General features: G+C 53.9%; 13 protein-coding genes. 8 read left to right on the top strand and 5 right to left on the bottom strand.

Going from position 1 to position 13,120, the window contains the following annotated elements; translation table 11 throughout:
* Window positions 1–15 precede the first annotated feature (15 nt).
* On the top strand, window positions 16–357 hold the full coding sequence (locus M989_RS07060) for a FlxA-like family protein (RefSeq protein WP_064543719.1): 342 nt from the start codon (window positions 16–18) through the stop codon (window positions 355–357).
* Here M989_RS07060 and M989_RS07055 read toward each other — a convergent pair.
* The gene (locus tag M989_RS07055; RefSeq protein WP_064543717.1) at window positions 348–1,274 is read right to left on the bottom strand and encodes a LysR family transcriptional regulator; all 927 of its coding nucleotides are present in this window, start codon (window positions 1,272–1,274) and stop codon (window positions 348–350) included. The genes M989_RS07060 and M989_RS07055 overlap by 10 nt on opposite strands.
* Before the next feature lie 89 nt (window positions 1,275–1,363).
* Between M989_RS07055 and M989_RS07050 the strand changes: the two genes are divergently transcribed.
* Window positions 1,364–2,353 (top strand): bile acid:sodium symporter family protein, encoded by a 990-nt coding sequence (locus M989_RS07050; protein WP_064543715.1) that lies wholly within the window; start codon window positions 1,364–1,366, stop codon window positions 2,351–2,353.
* A gap of 2 nt (window positions 2,354–2,355) precedes the next feature.
* Here M989_RS07050 and M989_RS07045 read toward each other — a convergent pair whose 3' ends face one another.
* The 3 genes from M989_RS07045 to zipA all read right to left on the bottom strand — a co-directional run bounded on the left by M989_RS07045 (window position 2,356) and on the right by zipA (window position 5,679).
* The gene (locus M989_RS07045; protein ID WP_035896906.1) at window positions 2,356–2,568 is read right to left on the bottom strand and encodes a DUF3820 family protein; all 213 of its coding nucleotides are present in this window, start codon (window positions 2,566–2,568) and stop codon (window positions 2,356–2,358) included.
* 1 nt (window position 2,569) lies between these two features.
* On the bottom strand, window positions 2,570–4,585 hold the full coding sequence (ligA, locus tag M989_RS07040) for an NAD-dependent DNA ligase LigA (RefSeq protein WP_064543712.1): 2,016 nt from the start codon (window positions 4,583–4,585) through the stop codon (window positions 2,570–2,572).
* Between the two features lie 71 nt (window positions 4,586–4,656).
* The gene (gene zipA / locus M989_RS07035; protein ID WP_064543710.1) at window positions 4,657–5,679 is read right to left on the bottom strand and encodes a cell division protein ZipA; all 1,023 of its coding nucleotides are present in this window, start codon (window positions 5,677–5,679) and stop codon (window positions 4,657–4,659) included.
* A 229-nt stretch (window positions 5,680–5,908) separates the two neighbouring features.
* Between zipA and cysZ the strand changes: the two genes are divergently transcribed.
* On the top strand, window positions 5,909–6,670 hold the full coding sequence (gene cysZ, locus M989_RS07025; protein ID WP_064543706.1) for a sulfate transporter CysZ: 762 nt from the start codon (window positions 5,909–5,911) through the stop codon (window positions 6,668–6,670).
* Here cysZ and M989_RS07020 read toward each other — a convergent pair.
* Window positions 6,606–7,463 carry a helix-turn-helix domain-containing protein gene (locus tag M989_RS07020; RefSeq protein ID WP_074398750.1) on the bottom strand — a complete coding sequence of 286 codons (858 nt, stop codon included), beginning with the start codon at window positions 7,461–7,463 and terminating at the stop codon, window positions 6,606–6,608. The two genes, cysZ and M989_RS07020, sit on opposite strands and share 65 nt — an antisense overlap.
* A gap of 284 nt (window positions 7,464–7,747) precedes the next feature.
* Between M989_RS07020 and M989_RS07015 the strand changes: the two genes are divergently transcribed.
* The 5 genes from M989_RS07015 (at window position 7,748) to crr (ending at window position 13,107) form a co-directional block, all read left to right on the top strand.
* A complete protein-coding gene (locus M989_RS07015; RefSeq protein ID WP_167351048.1) occupies window positions 7,748–9,001 on the top strand; it encodes an oligosaccharide MFS transporter in 1,254 nt (417 codons plus the stop codon).
* Window positions 9,002–9,170: 169 nt separating this feature from the next.
* Window positions 9,171–10,142: a cysteine synthase A gene (gene cysK / locus M989_RS07010; RefSeq protein ID WP_064543699.1), complete on the top strand. Its 972-nt coding sequence runs from the start codon at window positions 9,171–9,173 to the stop codon at window positions 10,140–10,142.
* 384 nt (window positions 10,143–10,526) lie between these two features.
* Entirely contained in the window at window positions 10,527–10,784 is a 258-nt protein-coding gene (gene ptsH / locus M989_RS07005; protein ID WP_002913505.1) for a phosphocarrier protein Hpr, read from the top strand.
* 45 nt (window positions 10,785–10,829) lie between these two features.
* Entirely contained in the window at window positions 10,830–12,557 is a 1,728-nt protein-coding gene (ptsI, locus tag M989_RS07000; RefSeq protein ID WP_064543698.1) for a phosphoenolpyruvate-protein phosphotransferase PtsI, read from the top strand.
* A 40-nt stretch (window positions 12,558–12,597) separates the two neighbouring features.
* Window positions 12,598–13,107, top strand: a complete 510-nt coding sequence (gene crr, locus M989_RS06995; RefSeq protein ID WP_064543696.1) for a PTS glucose transporter subunit IIA — start codon at window positions 12,598–12,600, stop codon at window positions 13,105–13,107.
* The last annotated feature ends 13 nt before the right edge of the window (window positions 13,108–13,120 follow it).

Here is a 13,120-nt window from a genome sequence, read left to right as displayed (position 1 = left end):
CATAAGGCGTACACCATGACCGTTATCAGCTCTACCTCTATTCCAGCCCTGAAAACCACCACCAGCACCGCCGCGCCGAGCGGTAACGATACGGCCTCGCAAATGGCGCGCATTACCCAACAAATTGTCAAACTGACCCAACAGCTGAAAGAAATCGCTGATGGCAGCGGCAGCGCGGAGGAAAAACAGAAACAGGCCGAAATGATTCAGGAGCAAATTACCATGCTCGAAGCTCAGTTGGCCCAGTTGCAGAACCAACAAGCGGAAAAAGCGCAGGAAAAACAAGAAGCCTCTGTGACTGCTATCGCCAATGTCAACAAGCCCAGCGACGAGCACCAGATCGACATCTACGTCTGATACAACGGATCCTGCTGGCGTTCATCCGTCAGGCGCTGGCTCTGCTCGCGTACCACATCCCACAACGCCTGCGCGGCGGTGGAAAGCGAACGGTTTTTCCGCCGTACCAGCATTAACTGGCGCTCAACGCCAGGCGCCAGCCTTTTCACCACCAGCGGGCTGCCCTCCGGAAGCGGCAATGCCAGCGCCGGAATAATGCTAATCCCGATGCCCGCCGTCACCATCGGAAACAACGTCGCCGGGTGCCCAATCTCCTGCACGATATCCGCCTCAATATCGTGCAGGCGCAGCGCCGCATCAATCAGCATTCGGCTCCCTGACGCGTAGTCCTGAAGCACCAGCTTTGCCGCCTGTAGCGCCTGCCAGCTGACGTACGGCAAATCCGCAAATGGATGATCGCGTCGACAAAGTAGAAAAAAAGGCTCCGACAGTACCGTTTCACACTGCAAATCCCCGACTACGCCAGGATCGATAACAATGCCAAAATCCACGTCCCCCTGACGAATACTTTCCAGTACCCACTGTTGAGGGCGGTCGTGCAGCACAAAGCGAATCTCGGGATAGCGCAGATTGCTCTCGGCAATACACTGCGGAATGAGGTGTGCAGATATGGTCTGGCTTGCCGCTACGCGCACTGTCCCACTGAGCTGTTGGCCAATCCGCCCGGCTTCACGAAGCGTACTGTGCAACTCATCCAGCTGGCGTTCAAGCCGCTGCGCCAGCTGCTGCCCGGCCTCGGTCAGCACCACCTCACGCGTGGTGCGGTCGAGCAAACGCACGCCGGTCTGATGTTCCAGCTCCTTAACGCTATGACTCACCGCCGACTGGCTGAGGCCAATGATCTCCCCGGCTCGGCTGAAGCTTTTGGCCCGGGCAACCGTAACAAACACCTTTAACTGACGCAGCGAGTAATTCATCTGTTTTTTTCATCAATGGATGCAATAAATCAATTTTATTTCTCAAAAATAAAAAAGCAAAATGTCTGCATCGATCTTCAGGAGTCTTTATGAAACTTTTTCGCGTTTTAGACCCGTTTACGCTAACCCTTATCGCCGTTGTCCTGCTCGCCACCTTCTTCCCGGCGCGCGGCGATTTTGTGCCGTTTTTCGAAAATCTGACCACCGCCGCCATCGCGCTGCTGTTCTTTATGCACGGCGCCAAATTGTCGCGTGAGTCGATTATCGCCGGCGGCAGCCACTGGCGTCTGCATCTGTGGGTGATGTGCAGCACCTTTGTGGTCTTTCCGGTGCTGGGCGTGCTGTTTGCCTGGTGGGCGCCCATTAACGTCGACCCGCAGCTCTACGCGGGCTTCCTGTACCTGTGCATTCTGCCTGCCACCGTGCAGTCGGCAATCGCCTTTACCTCGCTGGCGGGCGGTAACGTCGCCGCTGCAGTATGTTCTGCTTCGGCTTCCAGCCTGCTGGGGATCTTCCTCTCGCCGCTGTTGGTTGGCCTGGTGATGAACGTCCACGGCGCAGGCGGCAGCCTGGAGCAGGTCGGCAAAATCATGCTGCAACTGCTGCTGCCGTTTGTCCTCGGCCACCTGTCACGCCCGTGGACCGCCGCCTTCGTGACAAAACATAAGAAATGGATCGCCAAAACCGACCAGACCTCCATTTTGCTGGTGGTCTACTCCGCTTTCAGCGAAGCGGTCGTGAACGGTATCTGGCATAAAGTGGGCGTGGGTTCACTGCTGTTTATTGTGGTCGTGAGCATCGTGCTGCTGGCGCTGGTGATCCTGATTAACACCGTGGTCGCCCGGCGGATGGGCTTCAATAAAGCGGACGAAATTACGATTGTCTTCTGCGGTTCGAAAAAGAGTCTGGCCAACGGTATCCCGATGGCCAATATTCTCTTCCCGACGTCGGTGCTGGGAATGATGGTGCTGCCGCTGATGATCTTCCACCAGATTCAGCTGATGACCTGTGCGGTGCTGGCGCGCCGCTATAAAGCGCAGACGGAAAAACTGCAGGCCAAAGAGCAGGCCCGCGTCTAAGGTTAGCGCTTGAGGGGTTGTACCAGCTGGCTCAACCCCTCGGTTTTAATCAGCAGCGTGAGCTGCATCAGTTCACCAAGATGGCCCGCCGGAAACTGATCCTTACGGGCGAACCACAGCAGATACTCTTCCGGAACGTCGATTAAACGTCGGCCTTTATACTTGCCAAATGGCATCTCGGTATTAGCAATCTCAATCAGCTGCGCTTTATCCACCTTAGACTCCCAGCAGCCGCAGCATTTCGGCTTCATCAATCACCGCAATGCCCAGTTCCTGCGCTTTGGCAAGCTTAGAGCCCGCCGCTTCACCGGCAATCACCAGGTCGGTTTTCTTCGATACGCTGCCCGCGACTTTAGCCCCGAGTTCCACCAGCCGCGCTTTGGCATCATCACGGGACATCTGGCTCAGGCTGCCGGTCAGCACCACCGTTTTACCGGCGAACGGGCTGTCTATCTCTTCAGCATTGATCACCACCGGAGCAGGCCAGTTGACGCCTTCTTTTAACAGTTGCTGAATAACTTCGCGGTTGCTGGCTTCGGCAAAAAAGTTAAACACGTGGTTAGCGACCACGACACCAACATCCGGCACCTTCTGTAGCTCTTCAATGGATGCGGCTTCCAGCGCCTCCATTGTGCCAAAGTAGCCAGCCAGCCCAGCGGCCGTCGCCTCACCCACTTCGCGAATACCTAAGCCATAGAGGAAACGGGCGAAGGTCGTTTGTTTGGCTTTTTCCAGCGCGTTAACCACATTCTGTGCCGATTTCGGCCCCATGCGATCCAGCCCGGTAAGCTTACCAGCCGTCAACGTGAAAAGGTCCGCAGGGGTGTGGACGTACTCTTTCTCCACCAGCTGGTCGATGATTTTATCGCCCATGCCGTCAACGTCGAGCGCGCGTCGGGAGACGAAATGCTTGAGCGCCTCTTTCCGCTGCGCGCCGCAGATCAAACCGCCGGTACAGCGGGCCACGGCTTCCCCTTCAACGCGTTCAACGTCGGAGTTACATACCGGGCAATGGGTCGGGAAAACAATCTCCTGCGTTTCGGCAGGACGCTCAGAAAGCACCACGTTGACGACCTGCGGGATCACATCACCGGCGCGACGAATTACCACTTTATCGCCAATGCGCAGCCCCAGACGCTCAATTTCATCGGCGTTGTGCAGCGTTGCGTTGCTGACCAACACTCCCGCCACCTGAACCGGCTCCAGACGCGCCACTGGCGTAATCGCCCCGGTGCGCCCCACCTGGAATTCGACGTCGCGCACGAAGGTCATCTGCTCCTGGGCCGGGAATTTGAACGCCACCGCCCAGCGCGGAGCACGGGCGACAAAGCCAAGCTGTTCCTGCTGCGCCAGCGAGTTGACCTTAATCACCACGCCATCAATATCAAAACCCAGCGTCGGACGATCTTCTGCAACCTTATGATAGTAAGCGAGTACTTCCTCCGGCGAGTCGCACAGCGTCACGCGGTCGCTGACCGGCAGGCCCCACGCTTTAAACTGCAGCAAACGCCCCAGATGGGTATCCGGCAGCACGCCGCCTTCCAGTACGCCCACACCGTAGCAGAAGAAAGTCAGCGGTCGCTTCGCCGTGATGCGCGGGTCCAGCTGGCGCAACGAACCGGCGGCAGCGTTGCGCGGGTTGGCGAACACTTTGCTACCGGTACGGCGCGCCTCTGCGTTAATCTTTTCAAACCCGGCCTGGGGCAGGAAGACTTCACCACGCACTTCCAGACGTGCCGGGATGTTGTCACCGTGTAGCTTCAGCGGAATGGCGCGGATAGTACGCACGTTGGCGGTAATATCCTCACCGGTGGTGCCGTCGCCGCGCGTCGCCGCGCTGACCAGCACGCCATTTTCATAGAGAATGCTCACCGCCAGGCCATCAAGCTTCAGCTCACAGCACCAGGTCAGCTTATCGCTGCTGTTCAGGCGGTCCTGAACGCGCTTGTTAAACGCCAGGAAACTCTCTTCGTCAAAAACGTTATCCAGCGACAGCATCGGCACTTCGTGGCGAATCTGACTAAAGGCCGCCAGCGGCCCTGCCCCGACGCGCTGGGTCGGTGAGTCAGCGGTAACTAACTCAGGGTGCTGCGCCTCCAGCTCGCGCAGCTCGCGCATCAGGCGGTCGTACTCGGCGTCGGGCAGTTCCGGCGCATCCAGCACGTGATACAGGTATTCATGATGGCGAAGCGTCGCTCGCAGTTCATTCAGTCGTTGTTCTATTGGTTGCATATCACACCATCAATGATAAAAAACCCCCGACAGGCGGGGGTTCAGGAAGGATTGAAAACGCACGAACCTTATCAGGCGTTGGCGTCTTTCACTTCGCGAATACGATCCTGATACTCGCGCAGCTTTTGCGGGGTCATCATACGACGCTGATCGTCGAGTACCACGCCGCCCACTTCATCGGCAATGTACTGCGCCGACTGGAGCATCAACTTGAAGTTTTGCAGCTCGTCACCGTAGCCCGGCACCTGCATGAAAATCGTCACGCCAGGGGTCTGCATATCGCTCATGTTGTCCGGATCAAAGGTACCGGGTTTGAGCATGTTTGCCAGGCTAAACAATGCCGGGCCGCTTCCATCCGGGCTAAGGTGGCGGTGGAAGATGTTCATGTCGCCAAACTTAAATCCGGCCTGTTGAATGCTGTTGAGCAACAACTCACCGTTAATGTGCGAGCCCTGGTGAGCGGATACGTTCATCACGATCACCGTCTCTTTACGCTCTGGCTTGACCGGTTGAGCAGGTTCCGGCGCGGGCTGAGCGACCGGCTCAGGCTGCTGTACCGGCTGCGGCGCTGGCGCTTCTACCGGCTGAGCGGGCTGTGGGGCAACGGGCTGCTGAGCAACCGGCTGCGGTTGCTGTACCGGCGCGTGCTGCGGCTGTTCAACAACCGGAGGGCGCACAGGCTGTTGCGGCTGCACAGGCTGCGGCGGTGGAACCGGCGCGTGCTGAGCAGGCTGATGCGGCTGTTGCACGGGCGGCTGCTGTACCGGCTCCTGCACGCGCGCAGGCTGAGGCGCCTGACGCTCGTAAGGCGGCTGGTACTGGTGTTGGGGCGCGTGACGAGGTGCTTCATGCTCCCCGGCAACCCCAGGGGCGTGATTGACCTTGTGGACACGAACTTCACCCACGCCTTCAACATTGTCATCAAAGTCATCTTCCGACTCATCGTCGGCATCACGAGACTTCATACGCTTGATTGGGCGATCGCGGAACATCGAGGAACGTTCTTTACGGCTCGTCCAGAAACCATGAACCAGTAAAGCGAGTATGGCGATCGCGCCAACAATGATTAATATCAGACGCAAATCCTGCATCATTATATTCTCTGTTGTTCTAACACCTTGCCACCACGGCAAACATTTACTCACTAAGAGTATTTGCCCATCACGTCAAGTGCAAGTGTACACATGACATTCACCGCATAAAGATGAATTAAATCGTACTTTTTGCTTGTTTTTCGAACATTTCTTAACTGGTCATTGTCCAACAACTCGCTAATATAGTGTCGTCTTTTAATGTAGTCAGACAAAGGAGCTTCATCTGACCATGGTTTCATCGTCCACCCCTGCCGCACGTAGCGGCGTTTACTATTTCTCTCAGGGCTGGAAACTGATCGGCTTGCCGGGCATTCGCCGATTCGTCATCTTACCGCTGTTGGTCAATATTGTGCTGATGGGCGGCGCCTTCTGGTGGCTGTTCAGCAAGCTGGAGAGCTGGATCCCCTCGCTGATGGGGCGTATTCCCGACTGGCTGCAGTGGCTGAGCTATCTGCTTTGGCCGGTTATCGTGATTTCGATTTTGCTGATCTTCGGCTACTTCTTTTCTACTATCGCCAACTGGATAGCCGCACCGTTTAATGGCCTGCTGGCCGAGCAGCTGGAAGCGCGCTTAACCGGCGCAACTCCGCCGGATACCGGTATTGTCGGTATTATGAAAGACCTGCCGCGCATCATGAAACGTGAATGGCAGAAGCTGGCGTGGTATCTGCCGCGCGCCGTTGTGCTGCTATTGCTCTATTTCATTCCGGGCATTGGTCAGACGGTCGCACCGGTGCTGTGGTTCCTGTTCAGCGCGTGGATGCTGGCGATTCAGTACTGTGACTACCCGTTCGATAACCATAAGGTGCCGTTTAAAACCATGCGTGAAGCGCTGCGCACGCGTAAGGTCACCAACATGCAGTTTGGCGCGCTGACCAGCCTGTTCACCTTAATTCCGGTGCTTAACCTGGTGATCATCCCGGTAGCTATCTGCGGCGCGACGGCAATGTGGGTCGACTGCTATCGCGATAAACACGCGATGTGGAAGTAAGCGCCTGCTGTTTCAGGCAGTTGCTCAGGTGACTGGCATCGTAGAAGTGACAGTACTCGGCAATATCCCGCAGCGAGAGAACGTCTTGCTGCATTAAAAATCTTGCGTGACGCAGCCGTAGGGCGATTAAATACTGCTGCGGCGTCATCCCGGTTCGCTGTTTAAAACGGCGCTGAAAGGTGCGTAACGTCAGTGAAAAACGTTCCGCCAGCGTCGTCCACTCTACTCTGGACTGCCAGTGACACTCTATCCATGACAGCGCAAGGCATAACCGTTCCTCCACGCTGAGTTTCGCATTCGTTTTCTGGCGATAACCCGGCAACTGGCTCAGCAGCCGCAGCAGAAAAGTTTCCTGCTGCGCGCTACGCAGCATCTCACTCTCGTTGCACTCCCCCATCTCAGTGCAGGCAAATGCGTTAATCTCCCCCACGACCTTCAGCCACTCGGGGACCGCCATATACCATAACTGTGGCTCTGGTTCCTCAAACAGCAGCGCAGTACGACTTTTAAACCAGTTCAATTCTCCCAGCGGAACATGCAACAGGTTAATGGCGCAGGTTTCCCGCATTTCAGTAAAAGCGTGACGATCGTCAGCGCGCAGCGCCATAAAAGAGCCCGCGCGCATAAACCAGGGGTAGCCGTTGACGATATGGGTCATCGTCCCGGAGAGCAAAAAGAGTATTTCGTGATAATCGTGATCGTGCTCGGGGTAAGCGATGCCTGGCAACCAATATTGCACGCAAACACGATCGCCGGGGCGATTGAATACGCGGGATTGATGCAAAGTTTGCATGGCCATTTCCTGAGCTATCGTCAGAGTAGCGAAATTAAACCGCCGGCGATTAGCTTGTCAAACACCTTATTTTTAAAGGGAAATAATTTAAAAATCACGGCTGAAAGTTGAGTTTTATTGTCCTCAGACAGCGCTTGAAAAAGCGTCATTTTCATTCTGTGAGAGCCAACACAGCTTCTGAGGATAAAAACGACAGGCTGGCCGAAGGGTGGCAATCAGATAAAAGTCAGCGACGCTTATTCGGGCTAACGTAGCGCCATCATTTCGCGATGGAGTGGAATTATATGGTCAGCACGATAAATAAGCAGGCTTATATCAGAATAAGCCTCTGTCTGTTTGTTTTCTATTTTGCATGGTCCACCAGTTGGTCCTTTCTGGCAATCTGGCTGGCCGATAACGTCGGCCTGAACAGTGAAAAGATTGGCTTTGTCCTGTCAATCAACGCCCTGTTTGCGCTGGCGATGAAGCCCGTTTGCGGCTATATCATGGATAAACTCGGCCTCGGCAAACACCTGCTGGTCATCGTGACCCTTGCTTCGGTGCTGGCGGCTCCCTTTTTCATCTGGGTCTATCAACCGCTGCTCGGTTTTAATCTGATTGCCGGTATGCTGGTTGGCGCGCTGTATCTTTCCTTCGCGTATCTGGCGGGGGTGCTGGTATTTGAATCCTACGCCGACCGCTACAGCCGCGCCTGGTCTTTTGAGTTTGGCCGCGTGCGAATGTGGGGTTCGATGGGCTGGGCGGTAGCGTCGCTGTTTGCCGGGCAGCTGTTTAACCTGTCGCCGAGCTACAATTTCTGCGTCACATCGCTGGCCTGCGTAGTGCTGCTTATGCTGCTCGGCATGCTAAAAACGCAGGGCGAAGGTATCGACTGGCAGGCGGTGAACGCCGGTCAAAAAGCGCCGGTCAATAAAACTGACGTTAAAATGCTCTTTACCCAAAGTGGTTTCTGGATCCTGATGCTCTTTTACGGCGGAATTATCTGGATGATGCAGAGCGCCGAACAGCAGTTCCCGCGTTATTTTGTCAGCTTCTTTGCCGACCATAAACAGGGTAACGCGATGCTCGGTTATATGGGTTCAGTTCAATCCGCCGTCGAATTCATTCTTATGTTTTCTATTCCCTGGCTGATTAATAAAGTCGGCGCGCGCAACGGTCTCTTGTTAGCGGGTTTTGTGATTGGACTGCGGCTGATTGTTTCCGCACTGGCGACCCACGCGTGGATGATTGCCATTATTAAACCCTTCTACGGTCTGGAAATGGCGCTGCTGCTGGTATCCATCTTTAAATACCTCTCCCTCTACTTCGATAAGCGCTTAACCGGTACCGTTTATATGGTGCTCGGCTGCTTTAACTACTTAGGGATTGCGCTCATCAACCCCATTGCCGGAATGCTCTACGATCGCTACGGCTTCGCCAAAACCTACCTGGTGATGGGCGTAATTGCCTGGGTGATTACGCTTATCGGCATTCAGGTGCTCGGTAAAGGACGCTATGGCCGCACCTCGCCAGCGCCGATCTCCGCGGCTCAGGGCTAACGCATATGATGCCTCATCCACATGGATGGGGCTTATACCTTGTCTTATTCCATCCCGCTTGCCATTATTTCCCTTCAGTATATAGATATGCGAAATCCTTACTTCCGCAGAATCTTTAAGCAGGTATGCTGGTCCAGTACCCCAAATTTCATACAGTTAAGGACAGGCCATGAGTAAGATTTTTGAAGATAACTCCCTGACTATCGGTCATACGCCGCTGGTACGACTGAACCGCATCGGTAACGGGCGCATCCTGGCGAAGGTTGAATCACGTAACCCGAGCTTTAGCGTCAAATGCCGTATCGGTGCCAATATGATTTGGGATGCCGAAAAACGTGGCGTGCTGAAACCAGGCGTAGAACTGGTTGAACCAACCAGCGGCAACACCGGTATCGCTCTGGCCTACGTCGCCGCGGCACGCGGTTACAAGCTGACGCTGACCATGCCGGAAACCATGAGTATCGAACGCCGTAAGCTGCTGAAAGCGCTGGGCGCGAACCTGGTACTGACTGAAGGCGCGAAAGGGATGAAAGGCGCGATTCAGAAAGCGGAAGAAATCGTCGCCAGTAACCCGGAAAAATATCTGCTGCTGCAACAGTTCAGCAACCCGGCTAACCCGGAAATTCACGAAAAAACCACCGGCCCGGAAATCTGGGAAGATACCGACGGACAGGTTGACGTTTTCATTGCAGGCGTGGGCACCGGCGGTACGCTGACCGGCGTGTCTCGCTATATTAAAGGCACAAAAGGCAAAACGGATCTGATCTCCGTCGCCGTTGAACCTACCGACTCCCCGGTTATCGCTCAGGCGCTGGCCGGTGAAGAGCTGAAGCCAGGCCCGCATAAGATCCAGGGGATCGGCGCTGGTTTCATCCCGGGCAACCTCGATCTGAAGCTGATCGATAAAGTCGTCGCGATTACGAATGAAGAAGCCATCTCCACCGCGCGTCGCCTGATGGAAGAAGAAGGTATTCTGGCCGGGATCTCTTCCGGTGCAGCGGTTGCCGCAGCGCTGAAACTCCAGGAAGATGAAACCTTTACCAACAAGAATATTGTGGTTATCCTACCATCTTCGGGTGAACGCTATTTGAGCACGGCGCTGTTCGCAGATCTCTTCACTGAGAAAGAACTGCAACAGTAATGCCAGCGCGTTAAAATTGTGTAAAAAAGCACCCTTTCGGGTGCTTTTTTGTGGTGCAGGTCAAACTTTTACCCCCCCTGGCATTGCTTCACCTCCGTAGGTCTGGTATTTAACCATCATATTTATTTTGAGCCGCGAAATTATTCATTACAGGTTTTCCTGTGCTGAATCGATTTTATGATTTGGTTCAAATCCTGCTTTCGCGGCATAATGTTTAATGATAAGCGAAACGTCAAAGGCCAGAAGCGTCTGCGTCGGAAGGTTTGTCGCCGATGGTAGTGCTGATTTGTGAACGTCGCTTGAATTGAGTAATACAGGCTAAAGTGTAGCCACCAGGCTAGACTTTAGTTCCACAACACTAAACCTATAAGTTGGGGAAATATAATGTTCCAGCAAGAAGTTACCATTACCGCTCCGAACGGTCTGCATACCCGCCCTGCTGCTCAGTTTGTTAAAGAAGCAAAAGGCTTCACTTCTGAGATCACTGTGACTTCCAACGGCAAAAGCGCTAGCGCGAAAAGCCTGTTCAAGCTGCAAACTCTGGGTCTGACTCAGGGTACCGTTGTCACCCTGTCCGCAGAAGGTGAAGACGAGCAGAAAGCAGTTGAGCATCTGGTTAAACTGATGGCTGAACTCGAGTAAGTTCAACGAGTTCTTTTAAATATCAGTCACAAGTAAGGTAGGGTTATGATTTCAGGCATTTTAGCATCCCCGGGTATCGCTTTCGGTAAAGCATTGCTGCTGAAAGAAGATGAAATTGTCATCGACCGGAAGAAAATTTCTGCCGATAAGGTTGAGCAGGAAGTTGAACGTTTTCTGAGCGGTCGCGCCAAAGCGTCCGCGCAGCTCGAAGCTATCAAAACTAAAGCTGGCGAAACTTTCGGTGAAGAAAAAGAAGCCATCTTCGAAGGGCATATCATGCTGCTCGAAGATGAGGAGCTGGAGCAGGAAATCATAGCCCTGATTAAAGATAAGAACATGACGGCTGATGCAGCTGCGCATGAAGTTATCGAAGGTCAGGCGACTGCCCTGGAAGAACTGGATGATGAATACCTGAAAGAACGTGCGGCTGACGTACGTGATATCGGTAAGCGCCTGCTGCGCAACATCCTGGGTCTGGCGATTATTGACCTGAGCGCGATTCAGGACGAAGTTATCCTGGTTGCCGCCGACCTGACGCCGTCAGAAACCGCACAGCTGAACCTGAAAAAGGTGCTGGGTTTCATCACTGACGTCGGTGGCCGTACTTCCCACACTTCCATCATGGCGCGTTCCCTGGAACTGCCAGCGATCGTGGGTACCGGTAGCGTCACCACTCAGGTGAAAAATGGCGACTATCTGATTCTGGATGCCGTAAACAACGTGGTTTACGTCAACCCAACGAACGAAGAAATTGACAAGCTTCGTGCCGTTCAGGAGCAGGTTGCTTCTGAGAAAGCCGAACTGGCAAAACTGAAAGATCTGCCGGCAATCACCCTTGATGGCCACCAGGTTGAAGTTTGTGCCAACATCGGTACCGTGCGTGACATCGACGGCGCTGAGCGTAATGGCGCAGAAGGTGTTGGCCTGTACCGTACCGAATTCCTGTTCATGGACCGTGACGCGCTGCCAACTGAGGAAGAGCAGTTTGCTGCGTACAAAGCCGTTGCTGAAGCCTGTGGCTCTCAGGCGGTCATCGTTCGTACCATGGACATCGGCGGCGATAAAGAACTGCCGTACATGAACTTCCCGAAAGAAGAGAACCCGTTCCTGGGCTGGCGTGCCGTGCGTATCGCGATGGATCGTAAAGAGATCCTGCGCGACCAGGTGCGTGCTATCCTGCGTGCTTCCGCTTTCGGTAAGCTTCGCATCATGTTCCCGATGATCATCTCCGTTGAAGAAGTGCGCGCACTGAAGAAAGAGATCGAGATCTACAAACAGGAACTGCGTGACGAAGGTAAAGCATTTGACGAGTCAATCGAAATCGGCGTGATGGTGGAAACACCGGCAGCGGCGACCATTGCGCGTCATTTAGCCAAAGAAGTTGATTTCTTTAGTATCGGCACCAATGATTTAACGCAGTATACTCTGGCAGTTGACCGTGGTAATGATATGATTTCACATCTTTACCAGCCAATGTCACCGTCTGTCCTCACCTTGATCAAGCAAGTTATTGATGCTTCTCATGCTGAAGGCAAATGGACTGGCATGTGTGGTGAGCTTGCAGGCGACGAACGTGCTACACTTCTGTTGCTGGGGATGGGTCTGGACGAATTCTCTATGAGCGCCATTTCTATCCCGCGCATTAAGAAGATTATCCGTAACACGAACTTCGAAGATGCGAAGGTATTAGCAGAGCAAGCACTTGCGCAACCAACAACAGAAGAGTTACTGGCGTTGGTTAACAAGTTCATTGAAGAAAAAACAATCTGCTAATCCACGAGACGCGGCCCAAATTACTGCTTAGGAGAAGATCATGGGTTTGTTCGATAAACTGAAATCTCTGGTTTCTGATGATAAAAAAGACGCCGGAACCATTGAGATCATTGCACCGCTCTCTGGTGAAATCGTCAACATCGAAGACGTACCGGATGTAGTGTTTGCTGAGAAAATCGTTGGTGATGGCATTGCTATCAAACCGACCGGCAACAAAATGGTTGCGCCGGTTGACGGCACCATCGGTAAAATCTTTGAAACCAACCACGCTTTCTCTATCGAATCCGATAGCGGCATCGAGCTGTTCGTTCACTTCGGTATTGATACCGTTGAACTGAAAGGCGAAGGTTTCAAACGTATCGCGGAAGAAGGCCAGCGTGTGAAAGTTGGCGACACGGTTATCGAGTTCGATCTGCCGCTGCTGGAAGAGAAAGCCAAGTCTACCCTGACTCCGGTTGTTATCTCCAACATGGACGAGATCAAAGAGCTGACCAAGCTTTCCGGTAGCGTTACCGTGGGTGAGACTCCGGTTATCCGCATTAAGAAGTAATTCTTAACCGCAT

Source organism: Kluyvera georgiana ATCC 51603 (genome assembly GCF_001654985.1).
GTDB lineage: Bacteria > Pseudomonadota > Gammaproteobacteria > Enterobacterales > Enterobacteriaceae > Kluyvera > Kluyvera georgiana.
This window is presented reverse-complemented; position numbering and strand designations above follow the sequence as displayed.

What these genes read in the sequence shown, in the direction of transcription:
- ptsH (WP_002913505.1), top strand. Translation starts at nt 10,527, where the DNA reads ATGTTCCAGCAAGAAGTTACCATTACCGCTCCGAACGGTCTGCATACC.
- zipA (WP_064543710.1), bottom strand. Translation starts at nt 5,679, where the DNA reads ATGATGCAGGATTTGCGTCTGATATTAATCATTGTTGGCGCGATCGCC.
- cysK (WP_064543699.1), top strand. Translation starts at nt 9,171, where the DNA reads ATGAGTAAGATTTTTGAAGATAACTCCCTGACTATCGGTCATACGCCG.
- M989_RS07050 (WP_064543715.1), top strand. Translation starts at nt 1,364, where the DNA reads ATGAAACTTTTTCGCGTTTTAGACCCGTTTACGCTAACCCTTATCGCC.
- M989_RS07060 (WP_064543719.1), top strand. Translation starts at nt 16, where the DNA reads ATGACCGTTATCAGCTCTACCTCTATTCCAGCCCTGAAAACCACCACC.
- ligA (WP_064543712.1), bottom strand. Translation starts at nt 4,585, where the DNA reads ATGCAACCAATAGAACAACGACTGAATGAACTGCGAGCGACGCTTCGC.
- M989_RS07020 (WP_074398750.1), bottom strand. Translation starts at nt 7,463, where the DNA reads ATGCAAACTTTGCATCAATCCCGCGTATTCAATCGCCCCGGCGATCGT.
- M989_RS07055 (WP_064543717.1), bottom strand. Translation starts at nt 1,274, where the DNA reads ATGAATTACTCGCTGCGTCAGTTAAAGGTGTTTGTTACGGTTGCCCGG.
- ptsI (WP_064543698.1), top strand. Translation starts at nt 10,830, where the DNA reads ATGATTTCAGGCATTTTAGCATCCCCGGGTATCGCTTTCGGTAAAGCA.
- crr (WP_064543696.1), top strand. Translation starts at nt 12,598, where the DNA reads ATGGGTTTGTTCGATAAACTGAAATCTCTGGTTTCTGATGATAAAAAA.
- cysZ (WP_064543706.1), top strand. Translation starts at nt 5,909, where the DNA reads ATGGTTTCATCGTCCACCCCTGCCGCACGTAGCGGCGTTTACTATTTC.
- M989_RS07015 (WP_167351048.1), top strand. Translation starts at nt 7,748, where the DNA reads ATGGTCAGCACGATAAATAAGCAGGCTTATATCAGAATAAGCCTCTGT.